Annotated in this window: 23 protein-coding genes, 1 pseudogene and 1 riboswitch; of the genes and pseudogenes, 13 read left to right on the forward strand and 11 right to left on the reverse strand. The window is 69.4% G+C overall.

The window, feature by feature from the left end:
* Positions 1 to 139 precede the first annotated feature (139 nt).
* Together OG538_RS11545 and OG538_RS11550 are read left to right on the forward strand one after the other, a co-directional pair.
* Positions 140 to 553 carry an anti-sigma regulatory factor gene (locus tag OG538_RS11545; RefSeq protein ID WP_003966375.1) on the forward strand — a complete coding sequence of 138 codons (414 nt, stop codon included), beginning with the start codon at positions 140 to 142 and terminating at the stop codon, positions 551 to 553.
* Positions 514 to 1,530 (forward strand): annotated as a pseudogene (locus OG538_RS11550) (RNA polymerase sigma factor SigF); the annotation flags it as partial. The gene OG538_RS11545 and the pseudogene OG538_RS11550, both read left to right, overlap by 40 nt.
* Positions 1,531 to 1,602: 72 nt before the next feature.
* Here the strand turns inward: OG538_RS11550 and OG538_RS11555 are convergent.
* Positions 1,603 to 1,995: a hypothetical protein gene (locus OG538_RS11555; RefSeq protein WP_406100077.1), complete on the reverse strand. Its 393-nt coding sequence runs from the start codon at positions 1,993 to 1,995 to the stop codon at positions 1,603 to 1,605.
* Between the two features lie 244 nt (positions 1,996 to 2,239).
* Here OG538_RS11555 and OG538_RS11560 point away from each other — a divergent pair, with 244 nt between their 5' ends.
* Both OG538_RS11560 and OG538_RS11565 read left to right on the forward strand, forming a co-directional pair.
* Positions 2,240 to 3,208: a diacylglycerol/lipid kinase family protein gene (locus OG538_RS11560; RefSeq protein ID WP_406092705.1), complete on the forward strand. Its 969-nt coding sequence runs from the start codon at positions 2,240 to 2,242 to the stop codon at positions 3,206 to 3,208.
* Between the two features lie 318 nt (positions 3,209 to 3,526).
* Entirely contained in the window at positions 3,527 to 3,784 is a 258-nt protein-coding gene (locus tag OG538_RS11565) for a WhiB family transcriptional regulator (protein ID WP_003953983.1), read from the forward strand.
* A 206-nt stretch (positions 3,785 to 3,990) separates the two neighbouring features.
* On the opposite strand, the gene OG538_RS11570 is transcribed toward OG538_RS11565, so the two are convergent.
* Together OG538_RS11570 and OG538_RS11575 are read right to left on the reverse strand one after the other, a co-directional pair.
* Entirely contained in the window at positions 3,991 to 5,457 is a 1,467-nt protein-coding gene (locus OG538_RS11570; protein WP_406100079.1) for a sensor histidine kinase, read from the reverse strand.
* Between the two features lie 400 nt (positions 5,458 to 5,857).
* Positions 5,858 to 6,928: an SIS domain-containing protein gene (locus OG538_RS11575; RefSeq protein ID WP_406092707.1), complete on the reverse strand. Its 1,071-nt coding sequence runs from the start codon at positions 6,926 to 6,928 to the stop codon at positions 5,858 to 5,860.
* Between the two features lie 218 nt (positions 6,929 to 7,146).
* On the opposite strand from OG538_RS11575, the gene nagB reads away from it, so the two are divergent.
* A complete protein-coding gene (gene nagB / locus OG538_RS11580; RefSeq protein ID WP_406092709.1) occupies positions 7,147 to 7,932 on the forward strand; it encodes a glucosamine-6-phosphate deaminase in 786 nt (261 codons plus the stop codon).
* Between the two features lie 151 nt (positions 7,933 to 8,083).
* On the opposite strand, the gene OG538_RS11585 is transcribed toward nagB, so the two are convergent.
* The 4 genes from OG538_RS11585 to OG538_RS11600 form a co-directional block, all read right to left on the reverse strand.
* Complete coding sequence (locus tag OG538_RS11585; RefSeq protein WP_406092711.1) at positions 8,084 to 9,619, reverse strand: glycoside hydrolase family 3 protein; 1,536 nt, start codon at positions 9,617 to 9,619, stop codon at positions 8,084 to 8,086.
* Positions 9,620 to 9,627: 8 nt separating this feature from the next.
* Complete coding sequence (locus OG538_RS11590; RefSeq protein ID WP_406092713.1) at positions 9,628 to 10,458, reverse strand: carbohydrate ABC transporter permease; 831 nt, start codon at positions 10,456 to 10,458, stop codon at positions 9,628 to 9,630.
* Positions 10,455 to 11,441, reverse strand: a complete 987-nt coding sequence (locus OG538_RS11595) for a carbohydrate ABC transporter permease (protein WP_406092715.1) — start codon at positions 11,439 to 11,441, stop codon at positions 10,455 to 10,457. Before OG538_RS11595 ends, OG538_RS11590 begins: the two co-directional genes overlap by 4 nt.
* An 85-nt stretch (positions 11,442 to 11,526) precedes the next feature.
* Positions 11,527 to 12,810: an extracellular solute-binding protein gene (locus tag OG538_RS11600; RefSeq protein ID WP_406092717.1), complete on the reverse strand. Its 1,284-nt coding sequence runs from the start codon at positions 12,808 to 12,810 to the stop codon at positions 11,527 to 11,529.
* A 306-nt stretch (positions 12,811 to 13,116) separates the two neighbouring features.
* Here OG538_RS11600 and OG538_RS11605 point away from each other — a divergent pair, with 306 nt between their 5' ends.
* The 6 genes from OG538_RS11605 (at position 13,117) to OG538_RS11630 (ending at position 20,397) form a co-directional block, all read left to right on the forward strand.
* A complete protein-coding gene (locus tag OG538_RS11605; RefSeq protein ID WP_406100081.1) occupies positions 13,117 to 13,887 on the forward strand; it encodes a GntR family transcriptional regulator in 771 nt (256 codons plus the stop codon).
* A gap of 293 nt (positions 13,888 to 14,180) precedes the next feature.
* A complete protein-coding gene (locus tag OG538_RS11610; RefSeq protein ID WP_406092719.1) occupies positions 14,181 to 14,393 on the forward strand; it encodes a DUF3311 domain-containing protein in 213 nt (70 codons plus the stop codon).
* Positions 14,390 to 16,018, forward strand: coding sequence for a monocarboxylate uptake permease MctP (gene mctP / locus OG538_RS11615; protein WP_406092721.1), 1,629 nt, complete (start codon positions 14,390 to 14,392; stop codon positions 16,016 to 16,018). Before OG538_RS11610 ends, mctP begins: the two co-directional genes overlap by 4 nt.
* Positions 16,019 to 16,134: 116 nt before the next feature.
* Positions 16,135 to 16,647: a GNAT family N-acetyltransferase gene (locus tag OG538_RS11620; RefSeq protein WP_406092723.1), complete on the forward strand. Its 513-nt coding sequence runs from the start codon at positions 16,135 to 16,137 to the stop codon at positions 16,645 to 16,647.
* A gap of 57 nt (positions 16,648 to 16,704) precedes the next feature.
* A riboswitch (cobalamin riboswitch) is annotated at positions 16,705 to 16,834 on the forward strand.
* Positions 16,835 to 16,972: 138 nt separating this feature from the next.
* Complete coding sequence (locus tag OG538_RS11625; protein WP_406092725.1) at positions 16,973 to 19,381, forward strand: ribonucleoside-diphosphate reductase subunit alpha; 2,409 nt, start codon at positions 16,973 to 16,975, stop codon at positions 19,379 to 19,381.
* Positions 19,381 to 20,397 (forward strand): ribonucleotide-diphosphate reductase subunit beta, encoded by a 1,017-nt coding sequence (locus tag OG538_RS11630; RefSeq protein ID WP_406092727.1) that lies wholly within the window; start codon positions 19,381 to 19,383, stop codon positions 20,395 to 20,397. Before OG538_RS11625 ends, OG538_RS11630 begins: the two co-directional genes overlap by 1 nt.
* Positions 20,398 to 20,402: 5 nt before the next feature.
* On the opposite strand, the gene OG538_RS11635 is transcribed toward OG538_RS11630, so the two are convergent.
* Complete coding sequence (locus tag OG538_RS11635; protein WP_406092729.1) at positions 20,403 to 20,615, reverse strand: hypothetical protein; 213 nt, start codon at positions 20,613 to 20,615, stop codon at positions 20,403 to 20,405.
* Between the two features lie 81 nt (positions 20,616 to 20,696).
* Here OG538_RS11635 and OG538_RS11640 point away from each other — a divergent pair, with 81 nt between their 5' ends.
* On the forward strand, positions 20,697 to 21,671 hold the full coding sequence (locus OG538_RS11640; protein WP_406092731.1) for a helix-turn-helix domain-containing protein: 975 nt from the start codon (positions 20,697 to 20,699) through the stop codon (positions 21,669 to 21,671).
* 104 nt (positions 21,672 to 21,775) lie between these two features.
* A complete protein-coding gene (locus OG538_RS11645; protein ID WP_406092733.1) occupies positions 21,776 to 23,683 on the forward strand; it encodes a family 20 glycosylhydrolase in 1,908 nt (635 codons plus the stop codon).
* A 53-nt stretch (positions 23,684 to 23,736) separates the two neighbouring features.
* On the opposite strand, the gene OG538_RS11650 is transcribed toward OG538_RS11645, so the two are convergent.
* The 3 genes from OG538_RS11650 to OG538_RS11660 all read right to left on the reverse strand — a co-directional run bounded on the left by OG538_RS11650 (position 23,737) and on the right by OG538_RS11660 (position 26,393).
* A complete protein-coding gene (locus OG538_RS11650) occupies positions 23,737 to 24,468 on the reverse strand; it encodes a D-Ala-D-Ala carboxypeptidase family metallohydrolase (RefSeq protein WP_406092734.1) in 732 nt (243 codons plus the stop codon).
* Between the two features lie 166 nt (positions 24,469 to 24,634).
* Positions 24,635 to 25,273 (reverse strand): peptide deformylase, encoded by a 639-nt coding sequence (gene def, locus OG538_RS11655; RefSeq protein ID WP_406092736.1) that lies wholly within the window; start codon positions 25,271 to 25,273, stop codon positions 24,635 to 24,637.
* Between the two features lie 127 nt (positions 25,274 to 25,400).
* The gene (locus OG538_RS11660) at positions 25,401 to 26,393 is read right to left on the reverse strand and encodes a tetratricopeptide repeat protein (RefSeq protein WP_406092738.1); all 993 of its coding nucleotides are present in this window, start codon (positions 26,391 to 26,393) and stop codon (positions 25,401 to 25,403) included.
* Positions 26,394 to 26,425 lie beyond the last annotated feature (32 nt).

Genomic DNA, 26,425 nt, shown 5'->3' on the forward strand with positions numbered 1-26,425 from the left:
CAGTCATGGGATGGGGTCTCGGCGACACGGCATCATGGATCGCGATAGCGTCGCCGGACCAAGAACCGAAGACGTACCGCATGGCTCCGGGCGACCCTTCCCGGATCCTCGAAGAGTTTGTGCCACCTTGGAGGTGAGGGTGTCCCAGATCGCAGGCGAGCCCGGGAATCAGGACTTCGTAGAGGTCCGGCTGCCCGCTGCGGGTGCCTACCTGTCGGTGCTGCGTACGGCCACGGCCGGCCTCGCAGCGCGTTTGGACTTCACTCTCGACGAGATCGAGGATCTTCGCATCGCGGTCGACGAGGCGTGCGCGATCCTGCTCCAGCAGGCCGTGCCCGGTTCCGTCCTCAGCTGCGTGTTCCGGCTCGTCGACGATTCTCTCGAGGTGACGGTTTCCGCCCCGACGACGGACGGCCGGGCCCCGGAGCGCGACACGTTCGCCTGGACGGTGCTCTCCGCACTGGCCGGAAAGGTCGACTCCACGGTCGCCGATGACCGTACGGTCAGCATCAGCCTGTACAAACAGCGCGGCGCGGGACCCGGGCCGGCGTGAGCAACGGGAACGGGGACGGTCCTGTGCGGGACGAGACGATCCGACCAGGGGTGGTGCGCGCAGCAGGCATCCCGGAACAGCAGGCCCTGCCTCATCCGGTGGACGGGGCGGACCTGCCCCGTGCGGTGGACGGGGCGGAGAGGCCCGCCGGCAGTACGGTCGCGGTGGAGCAGTCGCAGGCGGAGCGGGCAGGCCAGATGAGCGAGCACGGGCACCACGATCCACACGACCGCAGCGGGGCGCGGGCGTTGTTCATCGAGCTGGGCAAGCTCCCGGACGGGTCACCCGAGAAGGCGGAGCTGCGCAACCGGCTGGTGCGGATGCACCTGCCGCTGGTGGAGCACCTGGCGCGGCGCTTCCGCAACCGCGGCGAGCCGCTGGACGACCTGACCCAGGTCGCCACGATCGGTCTGATCAAGTCGGTGGACCGGTTCGACCCGGAGCGCGGCGTCGAGTTCTCGACGTACGCGACACCCACGGTCGTCGGCGAGATCAAGCGCCACTTCCGCGACAAGGGGTGGGCGGTCCGGGTGCCTCGCCGGCTCCAGGAGCTTCGGCTCTCGCTGACCACGGCGACGGCGGAGCTCTCCCAGCAGCACGGCCGCTCGCCCACGGTGCACGAGCTGGCGGAGCGGCTCGGCATCTCCGAGGAAGAGGTCCTGGAGGGCCTGGAATCGGCCAATGCGTACAGCACGCTCTCGCTGGACGTGCCGGACACGGACGACGAGTCCCCCGCGGTCGCGGACACGCTCGGCTCCGAGGACGAGGCGCTGGAGGGTGTCGAGTACCGGGAGTCACTCAAACCGCTGCTGGAGGACCTGCCCCCGCGAGAGAAGCGGATTCTTCTGCTCCGCTTCTTCGGCAACATGACCCAGTCACAGATCGCGCAGGAGGTCGGCATCTCACAGATGCACGTCTCCCGGCTGCTGGCCCGCACCCTGGCCCAGCTGCGCGAGCGGCTGCTCGTCGAGGAGTAGGCGGACCGGAGGCGGGCGGGCGGCGCTCGCCCCGGGCCGGCCGGGCGGCTGCCCTGCCACCGCCCCGACGTCTCAGGCGTCGGTGCTGTCCGCGTCGGGGGCCGTGCCCGGTCGGCGGATGCCGAGCGCCTCGATGGTCGCCGGCCGGACCAGCTGGAACAGCGCGGTCAGCGCAGCGGCCGCGAGCACGATCCCGGCCGGGATCAGCACACCGTGCGACCGCAGCAGAGTCCAGGCCACCGGCAGCGCGATGATCTGTGTGATGAGCGCGGGTCCGCGGCTCCAGCTCCGTCGCCGGAGCAGTCCGCGGGCGGCGAAGAGCGGGATCAGTCCCAGCGCGACCACCGTCAGCCCACCCATTTCGGCCTGCTGCGGACTGTCGGGACGACCGAGCAGTCCCATGACCAGCATGTAGACGCCACCGATGACGAGGGCCGCACCTTCGAGGGCGCTGAGCCCGGCCACGAGCGTGATCCTGGCCGGCTTCGACGGTCCGGCCGAGGGCATCGACGAGGGCACGTTCTGCTGAGTACTCACCCATGCAGGTTGGCATCCCGGACCCCCGAAAGCGAAGGCGGGGTCGGAACACCACCGGATCGCCGGTGGACGTCGCGCGCAGGCCCGCGCACCGCGCCCACCCCGTCACTCAGCGTGAAGGCATCCGGGCAGGACTTCAGGCCGATACCTCGCGGTAGGTAGTCTGGCAGTCATGCGCGCACTTCTTGTGGTCAATCCAGCTGCCACCACCACCAGCGCGCGGACCCGTGACGTGCTGATTCATGCGCTGGCCAGCGAGATGAAGCTGGAGGCCGTGTCCACGGAGTACCGCGGGCACGCCCGCGACCTGGGGCGACGGGCCGCCGACAGTGACGACATCGATCTCGTGGTCGCGCTCGGCGGTGACGGCACGGTCAACGAGGTCGTGAACGGCCTGCTCCACAACGGGCCCGACATCGACAGCCTGCCGAAACTCGCCGTGGTCCCCGGCGGCTCCACCAACGTCTTCGCGCGCGCCCTCGGCCTCCCGAACGACGCGGTGGAGGCGACCGGCGCCATTCTGGACGCACTGGCCAACCGCACGGAGCGCACCGTGGGCCTGGGCCTGGCAGCGGGCACCCCCGGCACGGAGGACGAATCGGTCCCGGAACGCTGGTTCACCTTCTGCGCCGGCCTCGGGTTCGATGCCGGAGTGATCGGTCGCGTCGAACAACAGCGCGAGCGCGGCAAGCGTTCGACCCATGCGCTGTACGTGCGCCAGGTGATGCGCCAGTTCCTCGAGGAGCCGCATCGGCGGCAGGGAATGATCACGCTGGAGGTGCCGGGCCAGGACCCGGTGACCGACCTCGCGCTCTCCATAATCTGCAACACGGCACCCTGGACCTACCTGGGGAACCGGCCGATGTACGCCTCCCCGAAGGCATCGTTCGACACCGCCCTGGACATCCTCGGCCTGCAACGACTGTCCACCGCGGCGGTCACCCGGTACGCCACGCAGCTGCTCACCTCGAGTCCGGAAAAGGGCCCGCGCGGCAAGCACGCGGTTTCACTGCATGACCTCACGGACTTCACCTTGCATTCAAAGGCTCCACTGCCCTTCCAGATGGACGGTGACCACCTGGGGCTGCGGACGAGTGTGACGTTCACAGGCGTACGCCGTGCACTGCGTGTGATTGTGTGAGTGGAAGGGACCAAAGTCCTTTAACTCGAACGTTTGGACTGGCTTCCACCCTCTAGAAGTACGGCTGTGACCTAGCCGACACCGAGGAATCAAAAAAAACTTTCCAGAAGGGGTTGTATCCGCCGCCGAGGTTTGCGAATCTCTACATGGCGATCGGGACGGCCCGCAACAACGGCCTCCACTGAAAGCCAGAACCCCTCCTCACTGCACAGGACCACAACCAGTTCATCTGGGCGTCGGCCCGACACTTGCGGGGGGATTCGTGAAAGCGTTCACATTCACAAGCCACAGTACGTATACCAAGGAGAGGTAGCAGCCATGGACTGGCGTCACAACGCCGTTTGTCGTGAGGAAGACCCGGAGCTGTTCTTCCCCATCGGCAACACCGGTCCTGCGCTGCTGCAGATCGAGGAAGCCAAGGCCGTCTGCCGTCGCTGCCCCGTCATGGAGCAGTGCCTGCAGTGGGCGCTCGAGTCCGGCCAGGACTCGGGTGTCTGGGGTGGCCTCAGCGAGGACGAGCGCCGCGCAATGAAGCGCCGCGCCGCTCGCAACCGGGCGCGCAACGCAAGCGCCTGACCGACGCCACCGCTACGAACCTCAGCCAGGCGGCGCATACGGAGTGTATGCATCACCCCGCCCCCCGAGTCGCAGCGCGCAGTACCCCCGAAGCGCATGCTTGACCAGAAAGCCCGGACCGTTCACCAACGGTCCGGGCTTTTTGCTGTGCACCGCCGGAGTCCGCGCGGGCCCGGAATCCGCCCGGCCCGGAAACCGGCGGGCGCCTACTTGTCGGCGCGGACCGGAATGTCGAGGACGACCTGGGTGCCGCGTTCAGGTGCCGGCACCATGCCGAACGAGCCGCCCAGCTCGCCCTCCACGAGCGTGCGCACGATCTGGAGTCCCAGGTTTCCGGCCCGCTGCGGGTCGAACCCCTCGGGCAGACCGCAGCCGTCGTCCTGAACGGTGATCAGCAGCCGCCCCTCGGTGGGCGAACCGCCGCGCACCGCGGAGACCTCGACCGTGCCGGACTCGGCCACGCCGAACGCGTGCTCCAGGGCGTTCTGCAGCACCTCGGTGAGGACCATCGCCAGCGGTGTGGCCACTTCGGCGTCGAGGACGCCGAAGCGTCCTGTGCGGCGGCAGGTGACCTTGCCCGGTGAGATCTCGGCGACCATGGCGATGACCCGGTCGGCGATCTCGTCGAACTCCACCCGCTCGTCCAGATTCTGGGACAGCGTCTCATGGACGATGGCGATCGAACCGACGCGCCGCACCGCCTCGTTGAGCGCCTCGCGGCCCTGCGGGGAGTCCATCCGGCGAGCCTGCAGGCGCAACAGGGCGGCAACCGTCTGGAGGTTGTTCTTCACCCGGTGGTGGATCTCCCGGATGGTGGCGTCCTTGGTGATCAACTCGCGCTCACGTCGGCGCAGTTCGGTGACGTCGCGCAGCAGGACCAGGGAGCCGATGCGAACCCCCTTGGGCTTGAGCGGGATCGCCCGGAGCTGGATCACGCCGCCCGCGCACTCGACCTCGAACTCCCGGGGCGCGTAACCGCTGGCCAGTTTGACCAGCGCTTCGTCCACCGGGCCCCGGGAGGGCGCGAGTTCGGCGGTGATCCCGCCGAGATGCTGGCCGACCAGGTCGGAAGCGAGGCCGAGGCGGTGGTAGGCGGAGAGGCCGTTGGGGCTGGCGTACTGGACGACGCCGTCGGCATCCAGCCGGACGAGCCCGTCGCCGACCCGCGGCGAGGCGTCCATGTCGACCTGCTGACCGGGAAAGGGGAAGGACCCGGCCGCGATCATCTGCGCCAGATCGGAGGCCGACTGGAGGTAGGTGAGCTCCAGCCGGGACGGGGTGCGCACCGTGAGCAGGTTCGTATTGCGTGCGATGACGCCCAGGACCCGCCCTTCCCGGCGTACGGGGATCGACTCGACCCGTACGGGGACCTCTTCACGCCACTCCGGGTCGCCCTCGCGCACGATCCGGCCCTCGTCCAGAGCCGCGTCCAGGAGCGGACGGCGGCCACGCGGCACCAGGTGGCCGACCATGTCGTCCTGGTAGGAAGTGGGGCCGGTGTTGGGCCGCATCTGGGCGACGGACACGTAGCGGGTGCCGTCACGCGTCGGGACCCAGAGGACGAGGTCGGCGAAGGACAGGTCGGAGAGCAGTTGCCACTCCGAGACCAGCAGATGGAGCCACTCGAGGTCGGTGTCACTCAGGGCGGTGTGCTGGCGGACGAGGTCGTTCATGGAGGGCACATGTGGGAGCGTACCCGTGGATGTGCACAGGTTCCGAACCGGACGGCCGGCCCGTACGTGCAAGGGGGAGGGCCGGAAATCGTCGCGCCCCGCAGATGGACACCGCGAGTGGTCTAGTCCAGAATGCTGAAGACAGAGCCTCCGCTCTCCCCGCACAGGAGAGCGGATAGAGGTACCCGCGCTCTCTGCCCTGACTGCGCCGGTATCTCCCCCCGGCCGGGGGCACCGCACACCGCCGGCCGGCCAGACCGCCCGTTACGGGCGGTCCTGCTCCGGGCTGCGGTGCTGGTCGGGCTGAGGGTCCCGGCCCGGCGCCGCGGCCCGCGGGTGTTTTGCGGGGCGGTTCGCGCGGCTTCAGCAGGTGTCCTCCCCAGGCCGGCCCGCCCGGCCCTCAGCGGGTCTCGGTGACCTTCGCGAGCGCGCGCGGCGCGTCCGGGTCCTGGCCACGCGCGATCGTCACCTCGTAGGCCAGCATCTGCAAGGGCAGGATCTCCAGGATCGGCTGAACCTCCTCGGCGACCCCCGCCGTCGGCAGTACGAAGCCCGCCGAAGCGGCTTCCACCTGGGCCTTCGGACCGACCACGAAGAGGTCCGCCCCGCGGCCGCGCAGCCGGTCGAGCACGGGCTGCAGTGCCTCGCCGCCGCGGCCGTCGGTGACCACGGCGATCACCGGGGAGATGTTGTCCACCATGGCCAGCGGGCCGTGCAGCAGGTCGGCGCCGGAGTAGGACAGAGCGGGGATGTAGCTCGTCTCCATCAGCTTCAGGGCCGCCTCCTTGGCTGTCGGATAGCCGTAACCGCGCGAGGTGATGACCATCCGCTCGGCGAAGCGGTAGCGCGACGCCAGGGCCCTGACCTCGTCCTTGCGGGCCAGGATCGCCTCGGCGAGCTCCGGCAGGATCGCCGCCGCGGCCCCGTCACCGCCGCGCAGCCCCTCGACGAAGAGGTACAGGGACAGCAGCGAGGCGGTGTACGTCTTGGTGGCCGGCAGAGCCTTCTCCGGCCCCGCCAGGATGTCGATGTGGTATTCGGAGACGGCGGCGAGCGGTGAGTCCGGGCTGTTGGTCACCGCCAGCGTGACGGCACCGGCCTCCCGGGCAGCCTTCGTCGACGCCACCAGATCGGGCGAGCCGCCGGACTGGCTCACGGTGATGACCAGGACGTCCCTGAGATCCGGCTTCGCACCGTAGGCGGTGGTCGTGGACATCGAGGCCAGGCCGCAGGGCAGACCGAGCGTGATCTCCAGCAGGTACTTCGCGTAGAGCGCGGCGTTGTCCGACGTGCCGCGGGCCGTGAGCAGCACGAAGCGTGGGTTCCGGGCCGCGATCTCGACGGCCACCGCCCGGATGGCCGGGGCTCCGCGGTCGAGGATGCGCCGGAGCATCGCGGGCTGCTCGGCCATCTCGCCGGACATGATCCGGCCGGGCTGCTCGCCCTCGTCGGCCGGGTACGTGGCGGACATGTCTGGTGCCTCCCGGAGGGTGTCGCGATGCGTCGGTCAAGTCGAACACGGGGCACCAAGGACCCGCCAGCGGACGGCCCCGGCGCGGGGGCGCCAGGGAGCCCCCGAAAAGGTCTCCCCGAGGACGCCCGGAGCCGTGTCCGTGGGCGCGAGGTCTGCTAGATTATGGCTAGATTGGTCTATACCACATGTCTTCACTCTAGATCGGCAGGCCCCGCGTGGAAGTTGTCATCGTCCCGGACGCCAAGGCAGGCGGCGAACTCATCGCGGGGGCCATCGGCGCCCTGCTGAGCCGTAAGCCCGACGCACTTCTCGGCGTTGCCACCGGATCGACCCCGCTGCCCATCTACCGGGCGCTGGCCGAGAAGGTCCGCTCGGGCGCGGTGGACGCGTCGCGCGCCCGCATCTGCCAGCTCGACGAGTACGTGGGGCTGCCGACGGGCCATCCGGAGTCGTACCGCTCCGTGGTGCTGCGCGAGGTCGTCGAGCCGCTCGGACTCTCCGAGGCGTCGTTCATGGGCCCTGACGGCTCCGCCGACGACGTCCAGGCCGCCTGCGAGGCGTACGACAAGGCGCTCGCCGAGGCCGGCGGAGTGGACCTCCAGCTGCTCGGGATCGGCACGGACGGGCACATCGGCTTCAACGAGCCGTGCTCCTCGCTCGCCTCCCGTACCCGGATCAAGACGCTGACCGAGCAGACCCGGGTCGACAACGCGCGCTTCTTCGACGACGACATCGAGCAGGTGCCGCACCACGTCATCACGCAGGGCATCGGCACGATCCTGGAGTCGCGTCACCCGATCCTGCTCGCGACGGGCGAGGGCAAGGCCGACGCCGTGGCGCAGACGGTCGAGGGCCCGATCGCCGCGATCGTGCCCGCCTCGGCGCTGCAGCTGCACCCGCACGCCACGATCGTGGTCGACGAGGCGGCGGCGTCCAAGCTGAAGCTGGCGGACTACTTCCGCGCCACGTATGCGGCGAAGCCGCTGTGGCAGGGTATTTAGTCCTTGCGGTACGCGTGAGGGCCGGGGCACCTGTGGTGTCCCGGCCCTCATGCGTGCGGGGCGCCTCGCCGGCCGCGCTGTCCTCAATCGCCGGACGGGCTTGATCGTGCCCAGGCACGGGCTTGATCGTGCCCGGGTGGGCTGCATGGGGTCAGCCCCCGGTGATGACCTCCGCCGCGGCCAGACCGCACACCCTGGCCGCACCGTGGGTGGCGATGTACAGGGCACCCCTGGGCTCGGCCTGGGGGACGCCCATCTCGACCACGATCGTGTCCGGACGCGCCGCGAGCACCGCGTCGAGGGCCTCGGTCATCCACGGGTGGCGGTGCGCGTCGCGGACGACGGCGACGATGCGCCGCTCCCCCGCGGCCCGCAGCACACCGGCCGCGGGTGCCTCGGTCAGGCCGCTGTACGTGTCGGTCCCGGTACCCGGAACCAGCCGGGCCAGTTCGGCGGCGACACCCCACGGGGTCTCGTCGCCGACCGCGATGTTCGCGACCGGGGTGAACGCGGCCACGTACGCCGGTTCGGTGAGCGGCTCGGCCGTGCCCGTCACCCTGACCGCGCGGCGGGCGGCGATCAGACCGATGTCCGATCCGATGTCCGTGCTGTTTCCGGTGCCGGGCGCGGTCCCCTCCTGCACTGCCGCGCCCGGCTCCGAGACAGCCCCCCTCGCCCCTTGCGTCCAGGACGCGAGGGCCCGGACCCGGGCCGCGGCATCGGCCAGCCGCTCCTCGGGCAGTTCACCGGCACGCACCGCCGCGACCAGCGCGTCGCGCAGCCGCAGGACCGTGCTGTCGTCGTCGAGGCCGCCGCCGACGCACAGCGCGTCGGCACCCGCCGCGATCGCGAGGACCGAGCCGCGCTCGATCCCGTACGTGGAGGCGATGGCCTGCATCTCCACGGCGTCGGTGACGATCAGGCCGTCGTAGCCCAGCTCCTCGCGCAGCAGACCGGTCAGGATCTGCGGGCTCAGGGTCGCCGGGCGGTGCGGGTCGAGCGCGGGCAGCAGGATGTGCGCGCTCATCACCGACTTGGAGCCCGCTGCGATGGCCGCCCGGAAGGGCACCAGCTCACGGGCGTGCAGGGTCTCCAGGTCCACGTCGATGCGGGGCAGCGCGTGGTGCGAGTCGACCGCGGTGTCGCCGTGTCCCGGGAAGTGCTTGGTGCAGGCGGCGACGCCGGCGGCCTGGAGGCCCTCGACGTACGCGGCGGTGTGGCGGGCGACCAGGTGGGGGTCGGCGCCGAAGGACCGCACCCCGATGACCGGGTTGCCGGGGTTGGAGTTGACGTCCGCGGAGGGCGCCCAGTTGAGGTTGACGCCGCAGTCGGCGAGCCGGCGGCCCAGTTCCTGGGCGACGGCGCGGGTCAGCGCCACGTCGTCGACGGAACCGAGCGCCAGGTTGCCGGGGAAGGACGAGCCGTGACGCACCTCCAGCCGGGTGACGTCGCCGCCCTCCTCGTCGATCGCGACGAGCACGTCGTCGCGTTCGGCGCGGAGCTGTGCGGTGAGCGCGGCGAGTTGCTCGGGCGTCTCGATGTTGCGGCCGAAGAGACCGACGGAGGAGAGCCCTTCGCCGACACGGCGCAGCAGCCAGTCCGGTGCGGTGGTGCCGGTGAAGCCCGGCTGCAGGACGGCGAGGGCGTCGCGGGTGACGGTGTCCGTGGTGGAAGTCAGGGTGGTCATGGGAGGCGTTATCCCTTCACTGCGCCGTCGGTAAGACCGCTGACGGCCTTGCGCTGCAAGTAGATGAAGAGGATCAGGATCGGGATCGCGAAGAGTGAGGAGGCAGCCATGGTCGCTCCCCAGTCGTCACCGAACGCGGTCTGGAACTGCGAGAGCCAGAGCGGCAGGGTCTGGGACTCGATGTCCTTGTTGAGGATGAGGACGAGCGGGAACTCGTTCCAGGCGGTGATGAAACCGAAGAGCGAGGTCGCCATCAGACCGGGGCCGAGCAGGGGCAGGATCACCTTCCTGAACGCCTGCGGGCGGGTGCAGCCGTCGACCATGGCGGACTCCTCCAGTTCCTTGGGCACGGCGGCGACGTAGCCGCGCAGCGTCAGAATGGTGAAGGGCAGGACCATCATCATGTAGAAGGCCGTCAGCGGGACCAGGCTGTTCAGCATGTCCGCGTCGCGGACCAGCATGTAGATCGCGATGACCATGACTTCCCAGGGCGCCATCTGCGCGATCATGAACGTCAGCAGGATGCCGCGGCGGCCCTTGAAGCGCATGCGCGCCATCGCGAAGGACGCCAGCAGCGCGATCACCAGCGAGGCGACCACGGACACGATCGTCACCGTGAACGAGTTGGCGACCAGGGTCCAGAAGTGGTCGGCCGCCATGGCCTTCTTGAAGTGCTCGAAGGTGATGTCGGTGGGGAACCACACGGGGGTGTCGGTGACGATGTCGCCGGTCGGCTTGAAGGCCGTGCTGAACATCCAGTAGACGGGGAAAGCGAAGCCTATGAAGAGGACGACTGCCGTCAGGTTGGGCCAGATCCGGCCGAACAGTGAGCGCTTCACAGCTCGTCCTCCTCTTGCTTGAGTACGGTGCGCAGGTAGTAGGCGGTCATCGCCAGCAGGACGATGATCGTCAGGAACGAGATGGCCGCACCCATGCCGAAGTGCTGGTTGCCGACGCCTTCGACGAACGCGTAGACGGGCAGGGTCTCGGTGAGCCGGTCCGGGCCGCCGCCGTTGATCGCGAAGAGCTGGGCGAAGGACTTGAAGACCCAGATGATTTCGAGGAACGTCGTGGCCAGCAGGAACGGCTTGAGGAACGGGAGCGTCACCAAGGTGAAGCTCTTCCAGGAGTTGGCGCCGTCCAGCGAGGCGGCCTCGTACAGCTCCTTGGGGATCGTCGTCGACGCGGCGTACAGGTTGATCGCCACGAAGGGGATGGACTGCCAGACGATCACCAGGGTGACCAGTGAGAAGGTGGACAGCTGACTGCTCGTCCAGTTGAAGTCGGCCATCGAGTGCCAGCCGAGGCTGTCGAGGACGTAGTTGACGACACCGAACCGCTGAGCGAACAGCCACTGGTAGACCGTGGTCGCCGCGATCATCGGCATGGCCCAGGCGAGCACCAGGCCCAGCATGAGCACCAGTCGCATCTTCTTGCCGAGCCGTGCGAGCAGGAGGCCGACCAGCATCCCGAGCACCATGATCAGGACGACGTTGGCGGCGGTGAAGAGGACCGACCGCTCAACAACCCTCCAGAAGTCCGAGCTGCCGAGAACTTCCTTGTAGTTGTCGATGCCGTTCCACTCGGTCAGGTGGAGGATCAGCTGGCGCGGGTTGAGGTTCTGGAACGACAGCATGCCGTTCTTGACCAGCGGGTAGCCCAGGAGCACCGCTGTGACGAGCAGTGCGGGCACGAGGAGGAGGTAGGGGGCGGAGCCGCCGGTCCGCTCCTTGCGCGATGCGGCGGGGCCGCCGGAAGGGGCGTCATCCTTGCGGACGCCGGCTGCCGGGACCGAGTCCACTTTTTCGGTCTGCACTGACATGCTCGCCATCTCTGTCTTGGGCCGTACGGTCGAGTCACGCGAGTGCGCCGGGGGGCGGTCGTTGCCCGCCCCCCGGCGCGTGCAATCAGCTCTTCTGCGAGAGACGCTTGTTGATCTCCGACTCGACCGCCTTGGCGGCGTCGGCCGGCGACTTGCCGTTCAGAACCGCGGTCATGTAGCTCTTGATCGGGTTCGGCGCGTTCTCGACTGCGGCCCACTCGGGGATGAGCGGGGTGGTGCCACCGGCGACGGCAGCCGGGGCGGCGGCCTCGGCGGCGCCGTTTCCGGTCAGGTTGGAGTTGAGCGACTCCTTGTTCGGGATGACGCCGTTCTCCTTGGCCAGCTGGCCCTCGAACTGGTCGGACAGGGAGAGCTTCAGGAACTCCTTGGCGAGGTCCTGCTTCTTGCTGCCCGCGGCGACCGCGAAGTTCGAGCCACCGAGGAAGACGCCCTCGGGCTTGCCGGCGGTCTCACCCGGGATGGTGAAGTAGCCGATGTCGCTCTCGATCTTCTTGTTGGCCGCGATGGCCGTGCCGGCCTCCCAGCCCATGCCGATGAAGGCACCGACGTTGCCCTTGGCGAAGACCTCGGCCTGCTGCGGGGTGGCCTCGTCCTTGTCCTTGGGAGCCTTGGAGTAGCCCTGGTACTTCTTGTAGAGCTCCATGGCGGCGGTGACCTTGGGGTCGGAGAGGTTGGAGACGTACTTGTCCCCTTCCTTCTTCACGAGGTCCGCGCCCTGGCCGATGGTCAGGCCGTCGAAGAAGTACCAGTTCTGGCCGGGCAGGTAGATCGGCTCCGCCTTGCCCTTCTTCTTGATGGCGTCCAGGTCCTTGAAGAACTCGTCCCGCGTCTTCGGGGTGTCCTTGATGCCGGCGTCGGCCCAGACCTTCTTGTTGTAAATGACGACGCGGTTGGCGAAGTACCACGGGGCGGCGTACTGCTTGCCGTCGAAGACCGAGGACTCGTTGAGGGCCTCGACCCAGTCGCCGCCGATCTCCTTCTTGAGGTCGCTCAGGTCGGAGAGGCCGCCCGTGGCCGCGTAGGCCGGGGTCTGGGTGTTGCCGACCTCGATGACGTCCGGCGGGGTCGACTCCGAGAGAGCCGTCGTGATCTTCTGCTGAATGCCGTCCCACTTCTGGGTCTCGAACTTCAGCTTGGCGCCGGTCTTCTTCTCGAAGGCGGCAGTCAGGTCCTTGGTCCAGCCGGGAGGCGTCGAGCCGTCCATGGCCCAGACAGTCAGCGTCTGGCCCTTGTAACTGTCGGGGCCGGTCTTCTTGCTGCTGCTGTCGGTCTTGTCGTCCGAGCCACAGGCAGTGGCACCGGCCAGCAGAGCCACGACGCCAATGGCCGCGATGAGTCCGCGCTTCACGAACACCCTCCTCAGGGATGCAAGAGAATTCCCCCCACCACCCGAGAACGCCCTCCGTCGCACAATTGAATGCGACGGGTACTGCCCGTGGGGCTGGGACCTGGTCTTTAATGGTTTAGACCAGTACCGGGAGCTTGGCCTAGACCTTTAGGGGTGTCAAGGGTGTATAAGAAGTGCACTCGCGTCCGTTACAGGACCGACACCTGAGGGAGGGCGACGAGCCGTGACCGGACCGTGCCACCATGTGAGCCGCGACAGACGGAGGAGCCGGTGACGGCAGCAACGCAGCAGTCGGGAAGGCGGGCCATGGGCGCCGACGGGGGCAGTACGGAGAACGAGACGGGCGCGGGCGTGGGCACGCGCACCGCACGCGTCCCGAAGTACTACCGGCTGAAGCGACATCTCCTCGACATGACGGACACGATGCCGCCGGGCACCCCCGTGCCCCCGGAGCGGACCCTGGCCGCGGAGTTCGACACCTCGCGCACCACCGTGCGCCAGGCACTCCAGGAACTGGTCGTCGAGGGCCGGTTGGAGCGCATCCAGGGGAAGGGCACCTTCGTCGCCAAGCCGAAGGTCTCGCAGGCCCTGCAGCTCACCTCGTACACCGAGGACATGCGCGCCCAGGGCCTGGAACCGACGTCCCAGCTCCTGGACATCGGTTATGTCACCGCCGACGACACGCTCGCCGGACTGCTCGACATCACCGCGGGCGGGCGCGTGCTGCGGATCGAGCGGCTGCGCCTGGCGAGCGGTGAGCCGATGGCGATCGAGACCACTCACCTCTCGGCCAAACGCTTTCCCGCGCTGCGGCGTTCACTGGTGAAGTACACGTCCCTCTACACCGCCCTGGCCGAGGTGTACGACGTGCGGCTGGCCGAGGCCGAGGAGACCATCGAGACCTCCCTGGCCACCCCGCGCGAGGCCGGCCTGCTCGGTACGGACGTCGGACTGCCGATGCTCATGCTGTCCCGGCACTCGCTGGACGGCCAGGGCGAACCCGTCGAGTGGGTCCGCTCGGTCTACCGGGGCGACCGCTACAAGTTCGTGGCGCGCCTGAAGCGTCCGCTGGACTGACACCGGCTCCGGAACCGTTGAGCAGCCCCCGTGGAAGCGTTCCCACGGGGGCTGCTCACTGCCCTGCGCACCTTCACCCCCACTTGGCCTGGACCAATACCCCGACGTTTGGCGTCATTTCGACCGGACGTCCGACGCCACAGGACCGTTGCCGGACCGCAATGCGGACAGGGGGTGACGGTGGCCGGGACCCTCGCCTAGATTTCGTGCGCATTACACCAGGTGATCAGCGAGGGGACGGAGTCGCCGCCATGCCGGAAGAACCAGAAGGAAAACCACCCACCGTCACACCCATGAGGGTGGTCATCGCCCTCTGCCTCATCGCGCCGTTCGTGGCGATGCTCTGGGTGAGCTCGTACGCCAAGGTCGATCCGGCCTTCATCGGCATCCCGTTCTTCTACTGGTACCAGATGCTCTGGGTGCTGATCTCCACGGCGCTCACCATGATCGCGTACAAGCTGTGGCAGCGTGACCAGCGCGCCCGCAAGGGGGGTGCGTCGGCATGAAGGACGGCGTGAACGGCGTCGCGCTCGGCGTCTTCATCTTCTTCTTCCTGGCCGTCACGGTCGTCGGCTTCATGGCCGCCCGGTGGCGCAAGGCCGAGAACGAGGCCAGCCTCGACGAATGGGGTCTGGGCGGACGGTCGTTCGGCACCTGGGTCACCTGGTTCCTGCTCGGCGGCGACCTCTACACCGCGTACACCTTCGTCGCCGTACCGGCAGCGATCTACGCGGCGGGCGCGGCCGGCTTCTTCGCGGTGCCCTACACCATCCTGGTGTACCCGCTGATCTTCACCTTCCTGCCGCGCCTGTGGTCGGTGTCCCACAAGCACGGCTACGTCACCACCTCGGACTTCGTCCGCGGACGCTTCGGCTCCAAGGGGCTCTCGCTGGCGGTCGCCGTCACCGGCATCCTCGCCACGATGCCGTACATCGCGCTCCAGCTCGTCGGCATCCAGGCGGTCCTGGACGTGATGGGCGTCGGCGGCGGCGAGAACACCCACTGGTTCGTCAAGGACCTGCCGCTGCTGATCGCGTTCGCGGTGCTCGCCGCGTACACGTACTCCTCCGGGCTGCGCGCACCCGCGCTGATCGCCTTCGTCAAGGACGGCCTGATCTACCTGGTCATCGCCGTGGCGATCATCTACATCCCGATCAAGCTCGGCGGCTTCGACGACATCTTCGCCGCCGCACAGGAGAAGTTCGCAGGCCCGCCGGGCGGCAAGCCGACCGGTGCGCTCGCACCCGCCGCGGCAGGGCAGTGGGGTTACGCCACCCTGGCGCTGGGTTCGGCCCTGGCACTCTTCATGTATCCGCACTCGATCACGGCGACGCTCTCCAGCCGCAGCCGTGAGGTGATCCGCCGCAACACGACGATCCTGCCGCTGTACTCGCTGATGCTGGGCCTGCTCGCGCTGCTCGGCTTCATGGCGATCGCCGCCGGGGTCAAGGTGGACAACGGCCAGCTGGCCATCCCACAGCTGTTCGAGAACATGTTCCCCGACTGGTTCGCGGGCGTCGCGTTCGCCGCCATCGGCATCGGCGCACTGGTGCCCGCCGCGATCATGTCGATCGCCGCGGCGAACCTGTTCACCCGCAACATCTACAAGGACTTCCTGAAGCCCGACGCGACACCCGCGCAGGAGACCAGGGTCTCCAAGCTGGTCTCGCTGCTGGTGAAGGTCGGCGCGCTCGCCTTCGTCCTCACCATGGACAAGACGGTCGCGATCAACTTCCAGCTGCTCGGCGGAATCTGGATCCTCCAGACGATGCCGGCCCTGGTCGGCGGGCTGTTCACCCGGTGGTTCCACCGCTGGGCGCTGCTCGCGGGCTGGGCGGTCGGCATGATCTACGGGACGGCCGCAGCGTACGGCGTCGCCAGCCCGACCCAGGCGCACTTCGGCGGGTCCTCCAAGGAGATCCCGGGCCTCGGCGAGATCGGCTACATCGGCCTCACGGCGTTCGTGCTGAACCTCGTGGTCACGGTCGTGCTCACCTTCGTCCTGAACGCCGTGAAGGCGCCCACGGGGATCGACGAGACCTCCCCGTCCGATTACACCGCGGACGCGGGCGACCCCGGCGTGAAGACGGAGCTCCCGCCGGCCACCGCCGGTGCGCCGGGCGGTCACTGACCGGCGACATGTGCGCGGCGGGCCGCCGCACCCCTCTCCGGAGGGGGCGGCGGCCCGTCGCGCGTCCGCGGAAAATCTCTGCGGCCACAGCCCGCCCGTGCGGCAGACTTCCGCCCATGGACATATCGATCCGGCCGGTCGCCCCCGCCGAACACGTACTCCTCGGCGAGATCACGGCCGAGGCCTATCTCGGCGACGGGCTCCTGGACTACGGCGCCGACGACCCGTACCTGGTGCAGCTGCGCGACGTCCCCCGCCGGGCCGCCGAGGCGGAGGTGCTGGTGGCCGCCGACGCCCGGGGCCACGTCCTGGGCGGGGTCACCTACGCCCCGCCGGGCAACCCGTGGGCCGACATCGCCGCGGCGGACGAAGCCGAGTTCCGGATGCTGGCGGTCTCCCGCGAGGCTCGTGGCGCCGGCGCGGGCGAGGCACTCGTACGGGCCTGTATCGACCGCGCGCGGGGCACCACGGGGGTCACGGGGCTCGTCCTGTCGACGCAGCCGGCGATGCTCGGGGCCCACCGGATCTACGGGCGCCTGGGCTTCGTACGGACCCCCGAGAGGGACTGGAACCCCATCGCCGACCTCAAGCTGCTGACGTACCGTCTGGAGCTCGGCCCTCTGCCGTAAGGCGTGCTAAGACCACGTACGACACAACATGTGGGGGCTGCCGCATACGGCAGCCCCCACATGTATGCTCATGCTCGCTGTCGCCGCAGGGAAATCCGGTGCGAATCCGGAACTGTCCCGCAACGGTGTGTTCGGTGTGCTTTTGCGCACCCCAGTCCGAGCTCCTGCCGGCAGCGCATCCGGCTCGACCGATCCGGATGCCCAGACGTCCGGGCCTCGTGGATGGGCCGGTGGACGCCGCACGGAGCGCTGCCCTGCCGGGTCCCGCTCCGCCCGGCTGCCCCCGCTCCCCGATGGCCCCGATCCGAGCGAGGGAGAGCACCGCGTGACCATCGCGCCAGCCGATCCGGTTTCAGCGGCAGAGTCCGAAGCAGCCGAGGCCCAAGCGGTCCTGTCCGGCGGACCCGCGAAGGACGGACCGGGGACCGCACTGCTGCGGACCCTGACCGACCTCACCGCCGATCTGCCCGACACCGACCCCGGACGCGTCGCCGCCGCCGCTCTGCGCGGCCGCAACGCCCGGTCGGACGAGGCCGAGCTGCGCTCGCTGGCCACCGAGGCCGCCGCGGGTCTGATCTCCGAGGACCCCGCCTACTCCCGGCTCGCCGCCCGCCTCCTCACCCGCACCATCGCGGACGAGGCGGCCGGGCAGGGCGCGACGTCGTTCTCCGCCTCGGTCGCCGTCGGCCACCGCGAGGGCCTGATCGCGGACCGCACCGCCGAGTTCGTGACGCTCCACGCCGCCGCCCTGGACGCGCTGGTCGGGCAGTCGCTCTCCGACGGCGCCGACGACCGCTTCGGCTATTTCGGCCTGCGCACCCTGCACAGCCGTTACCTGCTGCGTCACCCGCTCACCCGTCAGGTCATCGAGACGCCGCAGCACTTCATGCTGCGCGTCGCCTCCGGTCTCGCCGAGGACACCTCCGAGCGCGCCCTGGACGAGGTCGCCGCGCTGTACGGGCTGATGAGCCGGCTGGACTACCTGCCCTCCTCCCCCACGCTCTTCAACTCCGGCACCCGGCACCCGCAGATGTCCTCCTGCTACCTGCTGGACTCCCCGCTGGACGAGCTGGACTCGATCTACGACCGCTACCACCAGGTGGCACGCCTCTCCAAGCACGCGGGCGGCATCGGCCTCTCGTACTCCCGCATCCGCGCCCGCGGTTCGCTGATCCGTGGCACCAACGGGCACTCCAACGGCATCGTGCCGTTCCTGAAGACGCTCGACGCCTCCGTCGCCGCGGTCAACCAGGGCGGCCGGCGCAAGGGCGCAGCCGCCGTCTACCTGGAGACGTGGCACGCGGACATCGAGGAGTTCCTGGAGCTGCGCGACAACACGGGCGAGGACCAGCGGCGCACGCACAACCTCAACCTGGCGCACTGGATCCCCGACGAGTTCATGCGCCGGGTGGACGCGGACGGCACCTGGTCGCTGTTCTCCCCTGCCGACGTGCCCGAACTGGTCGACCTGTGGGGCGACGAGTTCGATGCCGCCTACCGGTCCGCCGAGGCCAAGGGCCTGGCGCGCAAGACCATGCCCGCCCGTGAGCTGTACGGCCGGATGATGCGGACCCTCGCCCAGACCGGCCAGGGCTGGATGACGTTCAAGGACGCTTCCAACCGGACCGCGAACCAGACCGCCGAGCCGGGCCGCGTCGTGCACTCGTCCAACCTGTGCACCGAGATCCTGGAGGTCACCGACGACGGCGAGACGGCCGTCTGCAACCTCGGCTCGGTCAACCTCGGCGCGTTCGTCACCGACGGCACGATCGACTGGGAGCGCCTGGACGCCACCGTCCGTACCGCCGTGACCTTCCTCGACCGGGTCGTGGACATCAACTTCTACCCGACCGAGCAGGCCGGCCGGTCCAACGCCCGCTGGCGGCCCGTGGGCCTGGGCGCCATGGGGCTCCAGGACGTCTTCTTCCAGCTGCGGCTCCCGTTCGACTCCCCCGAGGCCCGCGCCCTGTCGACGAAGATCTCCGAGCGCATCATGCTCGCGGCGTACGAGGCGTCCTGCGACCTCGCCGAGCGCTCGGGCCCGCTCCCCGCGTGGTCCGAGACGCGCGCCGCCCGCGGTGTGCTGCACCCCGACCACTACGACACCGAGCTGAACTGGCCGGAGCGCTGGGACACCCTGCGCGCCCGGGTCGCGAAGACCGGCATGCGCAACTCGCTGCTCCTGGCCATCGCGCCGACGGCGACGATCGCCTCGATCGCGGGCGTGTACGAGTGCATCGAGCCCCAGGTCTCCAACCTCTTCAAGCGCGAGACGCTCAGTGGTGAGTTCCTCCAGGTCAACGCCTATCTCGTGGACGAGCTGAAGAAGCTCGGCGTGTGGGACGCGCGGACCCGTGAGGCGCTGCGCGAGGCGAGCGGCTCGGTGCAGGGCTTCGCGTGGATCCCGGAGGAGGTGCGGGCCCTGTACCGCACGGCGTGGGAGATCCCGCAGCGCGGCCTGATCGACATGGCGGCGGCCCGTACGCCGTTCCTCGACCAGAGCCAGTCGCTGAACCTGTTCCTGGAGACGCCGACGATCGGCAAGCTCTCCTCCATGTACGCGTACGCCTGGAAGCAGGGGCTGAAGACGACGTACTACCTGCGCTCACGCCCGGCGACCCGGATCGCCCGTGCGGCGTCCGCCGCACCGATCCCCGAGCAGGCACCCGCGCCCGACGCGGACGCGATCGCCTGTTCCCTGGAGAATCCCGAATCCTGCGAGGCCTGCCAGTAATGAGCACCGACGACCACAAGAACCTGCTGGACCCGGGCTTCGAACTGACCCTGCGGCCGATGCGCTACCCGGACTTCTACGAGCGCTACCGGGACGCGATCAAGAACACCTGGCACGTGGAGGAGGTCGACCTCCACTCCGACGTGGCGGACCTCGCCAAGATGTCGCCCGCCGAGCAGCACCTGATCGGCCGGCTGGTGGCGTTCTTCGCGACCGGTGACTCGATCGTCTCCAACAACCTCGTGCTGACGCTGTACAAGCACATCAACTCCCCCGAGGCCCGGCTGTACCTGTCGCGGCAGCTCTTCGAGGAGGCCGTGCACGTCCAGTTCTATCTGACGCTGCTGGACACCTATCTCCCCGATCCGGACGACCGGGCGGCCGCCTTCGACGCGGTGGAGGAGATCCCGTCGATCCGCGAGAAGGCACAGTTCTGCTTCCGGTGGATGGACTCGGTCGAGAAGATCGACCGGCTGGAGACGAAGGGCGACCGCCGCCGTTTCCTGCTGAACCTGATCTGCTTCGCGGCGTGCATCGAGGGGCTGTTCTTCTACGGCGCCTTCGCGTACGTGTACTGGTTCCGCTCGCGCGGGCTGCTGCACGGTCTCGCCACGGGCACCAACTGGGTGTTCCGTGACGAGACGATGCACATGAACTTCGCGTTCGAGGTGGTCGACACCGTCCGCAAGGAGGAGCCCGACCTCTTCGACGACGAGCTCCAGCAGCAGGTCACCGACATGCTGAGGGAGGCCGTCGAGGCGGAGCTGCAGTTCGGCCGTGACCTGTGCGGCGACGGCCTGCCCGGGATGAACACCGAGTCGATGCGCCAGTACCTGGAGTGCGTCGCCGACCAGCGACTCACCCGGCTGGGCTTCCCCGCGGTGTACGGATCGGAGAATCCGTTCTCGTTCATGGAGCTCCAGGGAGTCCAGGAACTGACGAACTTCTTCGAGCGGCGCCCCTCCGCGTACCAGGTGGCCGTCGAGGGAACGGTCGGCTTCGACGACGACTTCTGACCCGTTCAGATCCTCGCCCAGCTCCTGACGTACGGACGCCGTGCGGCCTTCACCGGCCGCGCGGCGTCCCGCGTTTGCGGGGGCTCGGCACTCCGGACCCGTTCCGCCTCCCGCAGCTGGCGGTCGATGCGGCGTTCGCGGGCGATGCCGACCAGCGTCGGCAGCAGGAAGAGTGCGAAAACAACCGTTGTGCCCAGGTAGTTCAGGAATGTGTTCATGCCTCTACTGTCGTCGGTTCCGGCCGATCGTGGCAGTGGCAGGACTGTCATGGAGCATCGAATTACTGCCACACTGGGGGCATGCTGAAAAATGTCGCCGCCCTGCTGCTCGACGAAGTGAATCCCTTCGAACTCGGCGTCCTGTGCGAGGTGTTCGGACTCGACCGCAGCGACGAGGGACTGCCGGTGCACGATTTCGCCGTGGTCTCCGCCGAGGGCCAGGTCCTGCGCACCCACGCCGGATTCACCATCACCACCCCCCACGGCCTCGACCGCCTGGAGGAGGCCGACCTCATCGCGGTCCCGGCCGGCACCCACTTCGTCGACCGGGAGTACCCCGAGGCGGTGCTGGAGGCGCTGCGCCGGGCCGTGGAGCGCGGGGCCAGGGTGCTGAGCGTCTGCTCGGGGGCGTACGTGCTCGGCGCGGCCGGCCTGCTGGACGGCCGGCGCTGCACGACTCACTGGCGCCACGCCGCCGAGCTGGCCCGCCGCTTCCCGCGGGCCGTCGTGGAGCCGGACGTGCTGTACGTGGACGAGGGCCCGGTCATCACGTCGGCGGGCACGGCCGCGGGGATCGACGCCTGCCTGCACCTGGTCCGCCAGGAGTACGGAACCGCCGCCGCCAACAGCATCGCCCGGCGCATGGTGGTGCCGCCGCACCGCGACGGCGGGCAGGCGCAGTACATCCAGCGTCCACTGCCGCGCACCCCCTGCGACACGGTCGGCGACACACTGGCCTGGATGGACCGACACCTCGACCGGGAGATGACCGTCGAGCAGCTCGCCGCCCAGGCGCACATGTCCCCGCGCACCTTCGCCCGCCGCTTCCAGCAGGAGACGGGCACCACGCCGTACCGCTGGCTGCTGCGGCAGCGAGTGCTGCTGGCCCAGCACCTGCTGGAGACATCGGATGAAACGATGGATACGATCGCCGGACAGACCGGCTTCGGCAACGCCGCCGCGCTCCGCCATCAGTTCGTACGCTCGCTGGGGACCACGCCGAACGCGTACCGCCGGACCTTCCGCGGTCCGACCGACTTGACCGAAGTTGCCTGATCATTGACAGATCTGACGTCGGACCATTCGTCCAATCGATTCCTGCACCTGTCCATGGACCGGACCCCTGTCGGCGCGCCAGGGTCGGGCGCATGGACATCCGGATGGCTAAACGAAGGACCGTCGGGGCCGTGGTGGCCGCGCTCACCGCCACTCTGCTGCCCCTGCAGAGCGCCTCGGCCGTGGACGGGGCGGCAGCTCCCGCACCGCCGCCCGAGGTGCTGCCCTCGCTACGGCAGTGGCAGCCCGGCGAGGGGGAGTTCACCCTCTCCGACCGGGCCAGGATCGTGCTGGACGGGGTGCGGGAACAGCGCACGGCGGCCGACGCGGCGCGGTTCGCGGGTGAGCTGGCCGGCGAGGCCCCGGTGTCGCGGGGCAAGGCCCGCTCCGGTGACATCGTGCTGCGCCAGGACCCGTCCCTGAAGGGCTCGCTGGGCACGGAGGGCTACCGCCTCGACGTCGGTGACCGGGTCACGGTCACGGCCGCGACATCGGCGGGGGTGTTCTACGGTTCGCGCACCGTGCTGCAGCTGCTGAACGACGACGGCCGGGCCGCGCGTGGTTCAGCGACCGATGTGCCCGCCTACCGCGAGCGCGGGGTCGGGGTGTGCGCCTGTTACATCAACGTCTCGCTGCCCTGGTTCGAGCGGCTGATGAAGGACATGGCCTCGCAGAAGCTCAACCAGCTCTGGATCGAGGCGAAGGTCAGGAGCGACGTCGATCCCGAGTCGGCCTTCTGGGGCTACTACACGAAGCCGCAGGTGCGCGCCCTGGTCGCGATGGCGAAGAAGTACCACGTCGACCTGGTGCCGGAGATCAACTCCCCGGGCCACATGGACACCTACCTGGAGAACCACCCGGAGCTCCAGCTCAAGGACAAGGACGGCGTCGCCTCACCGCCCCGGCTGGACATCTCCCGGCCCGAGGCGCTGGCGTACTACACCTCGATGGTCGACGAGGCACTGGAGGTGTGGGACACCCGCACCTGGCACATGGGCGCCGACGAGTACATGATCGGCTCCTCGTACCCGAACTATCCGCAGCTGCAGTCGGCCGCGACCGCGAAGTTCGGAGCATCGGCCACCCCCGACGACCTCTTCGCCGACTTCATCAACCAGGTCAACGCCCATGTGAAGGCCGATGGCCGGTCGCTGCGGATCTGGAACGACGGCCTGGTGGGCCGTAACAGCGTCGTCCCCCTCGACCGTGACATCACCGTCGAGCACTGGCTGGGCGGCGGCGCCATCCAGCAGCCTTCCGCCCTGCTGGCCGAGGGCCGACCGGTGATGAACTCCGCGTACGCGCTCTACCTCGTGCGCGGCGGGTACACGATGCAGACCCAGAAGCTGTACGAGAGCGACTGGACGCCCCTGCGCTTCGAGGGCCAGACCCTGCCGGCCACGGCGGCGAACCTGACCGGCGCGAAGATCAGCCTGTGGCCGGACAGTGCGGCGGCCGAGACCGAGAACGAGGTCGAGGCGAAGGTGTTCATGCCGCTGCGCTTCATCGCACAGGCCACCTGGGGAGGCCCGAAGCCCAGCGGGACGTACGCCGGTTTCGAGGCCCTGGCCCGCAGGATCGGACACGCCCCCGGGTGGGACAACACCGACCGCACCCCTCTGGCCGACGGTACGTACCGGCTGACCGCGGGCGCGAAGGCGCTCACGCCCGGCACGGACGCCGGGGTATCGCTGACCAAGGGCGCTGAGGCGGCCTGGACGCTGACGGCGACCGGCGACGGCTACTACACCGTGCAGGCCGCGGACAGCGGCCTGTGCCTGGACGCGGTGCGCGGGAAGAAGTACCTGGGCGCCCCGCTGGAGGTGGGGGCCGAGCTGTCGCTCGCGAGCTGCTCGGCGGGCGTGCGTACGCAGCGCTGGCAGCTGGACGCCGGAGCCGGTGCGCTGGTCCTGCGCAACGCCGTCTCGCAGCTCCGGCTGACGGAGCGGTCCGCGGACGGCGCCGCGGTGCAGACGACCGGCGGAACGCGCCTGACGGCGGAGGCCGCCTGACCGCTCGGGTACGGATGTGGGGCCCGCCGGTGCCGGCGGGCCCCACACGCGTGTCAGATGCCGCAGTTGGGCGCCGACCAGAAGTGGCTCGGCCCCTGGTTCACGTGGACGTGGTCGTTGTGGTCCGGGTAGCCCGGGCCGAGGATCCCGTTGAACCCGTGGTTACGGGCCTGCTGGGCCAGGGTGCAGAAGGCGATCCCTCCGAGGTCGGCCGCGTCACCGTACAGATGACGGCTGTTCGACGCGCCCCCGGCCGCGCTGTTGCAGGAGGTGGAACGGAATCCGCTGTTGACGGTGATGGGGCGGTCACCGAGCGCGTGGCGCAGCGCCTCCAGCTTCCACATGGTGCTCAGCGCGTTCGCCTTGGCCGTCCCCGCCGCGACGGCACCGCCTGCCCAGGTGCTGTTGCAGCGGTTGAGTTCGGCGTACGTGAAGTGGATGGGCGTGCAGTCGCTGTCCTGGAGGGCGTAGAGCTTGGACTGGGTGGCGGGGCCGGCGATGCCGTCGGCGGCCAGTCCGTAGGCGGCCTGGAAGCGCTTGACGGCGGCGGTGGTGGCGGGTCCGTAGGAACCGTCGACGGCGAGCACGGAGTTGTATCCGGGGTATCCGGCCACGCGGATCTGGAGCTGGACGACATCGTTGCCGGTGGCGCCCGGGGACAGGGTGCGGGTCCAGGTGTAGCAGCCGTCGGCCTGCGCGGTTCCGGCGGTCACCACCGCACCACCCAACGCAAATGCCATGGTCATGACAAGGCCGAGCAGAAGTCGTGCGGAACGTCTGAGCATGGGGGGCTCCCTAGCGCGGTGAAGGTGTGGAGTGTGAGCCTGACGGACGAGTCGACGCGCGTCAACTATCCACGGAAGAACGAGAGTTGACGGTACGAAAACGCAACAGGGGCCCCGCTCCGGCGTCCCGGAACAGGGCCCCTCGCAGAACGCGGGCGCGGCCCGGTCAGTCGTTCGGGACGACCTCGTAGCGCGGGGTGTTCTCCGCCATCTGACGCAGCGCGTCCTTGCGGTCGCGCTTGGAGAGGCGGTCGATGTACAGGTAGCCGTACAGGTGGTCCGTCTCGTGCTGGAGGCAGCGGGCGAAGTAGCCGTTGCCCCGGACCTTGACCGGATTGCCCTGGGCGTCCTGGCCCCGCACCACCGCGTAGTCCGGGCGGGCCAGCGAGGCGTAGGCCGTCGGGACCGAGAGGCAGCCCTCGTTGGAGTCGTCCAGGACGCGCTCCTCGGGCGCCAGCTCGTCGAGCACCGGGTTGCAGATGGCGCCCGTGTGCCGGACCCCGTCGTCGTCCGGGCAGTCGTAGACGAAGACCTTGAGGTCGACCCCGATCTGGTTGGCGGCCAGGCCCACGCCCTCCGCCGTCCGCTGGCTGGCGAACATGTCGTCGATCAGCTGGGCCAGGTCGTCGTCGAACGCGGTGACGTCCTTGCACTCCTTGTGCAGGACCGGGTTGCCCACGACCGTGATCGGGCGCGAGGTGCCGCGCTCGCGGTGTGCCGCCTCACGCGCCTCACAGTCCTCGGTGTCGACGAGGAAACCTTCCTCGTCGACGCTGATCTGCTCGTCCGTCTCCTGCTGCGCCATGTCCGCCGTACGCCTTCCTCACAACCTGAACCCCGGGATCCGCGGCTCGCGAGAACCCGGGCACCCGAGCACCGGAATCGGTGCGCGTACAGCCTACGGGCACCCGTCAGCAGAGTTCCTCGAGACGTCAGCAGACTTCTTCGAGATCCCGCCACTCGCGACTGTCCGGACTGTCCGCCACCCAGCCGTCGAGCAGCCCCCGCACCAGCCCGGCGGGGGCGGCGAGACCGCACTCTCGCTCCGGCACCCACAGCTCGCCGGCAGTGCGGTGGCCCAGCGGACCGGGATGGCCCGGCTCGCTGTGGTCGTGCGGGTCCAGGTGCTCCCCGTCGCCCTCGTCGCTCTCCATCCGGCTCTCCGAACAGGCCCGGCACAGCAGCCGGACGGACGAGGACCAGTCCTCGGCGGCGAAGCCCGCGTCGGACGCCAGCTGCTCCAGCGCGTTCCGGTCCGCCTCGGTGGCCGCTTCCAGGAGCACCACCCAGGTGGGCACGGGAGACGGCGCCCACAGCTCGATCTCGTCGAACACGGGGTACGACGGCCCGGCCGCGGTGATCCGCTCACCGTGCGGCACCCCGTCGTGCAGGACGACCTCGCCCCAGCGCCGCCCGGACGACGGCAGCGGGATCGACAGCACTTCGATGCGTGCCGGATCCAGCCTGCGGCCCCAGACGACCTCCGCCTCGCCCTCCGGCGACAGCCGCACGGCCGCGCTGCCCAGCTCCATGCCGACCGGCTCGCTGTTGGACGCCGGTGTCTGCTGCCCGCCGCCGGGCACCCTCAGTCCGTACGCCTGCCAGGCACGCCGGGCCAGCGGCCAGTCCTGGAGCGCGGTGGCGGCGATCCCGACGTTCCACCAGTCGGGGGCGCCGGACTCCTTGTCGAGGAGCGCGACGGCCCGCAGGCCCGCGGCTCTCGCCTGTTCCCAGTCGTGCCGGAACTTGTGCAGCAGCGCCAGGTTGAACCACGACTCGGAGAGCCAGGGCTCCAGGTCCGCCGCACGCGTCAGCAGTGCGCCCGCGTCCTCGTACCGGCCGTCGCCGATCAGCGTGAACGCGCGGTCCGTGGCCTGCCGCCAAGAGGCGGAGGGCCGATGCCGTACCTTCCCGAAGATCCTCACGATTCCCGCCTGTCCCGACTGGGCACCCTCGT

Origin of the sequence: Streptomyces sp. NBC_01013 (genome assembly GCF_045162765.1) — a bacterium.
Taxonomy (GTDB): Bacteria; Actinomycetota; Actinomycetes; order Streptomycetales; family Streptomycetaceae; genus Streptomyces.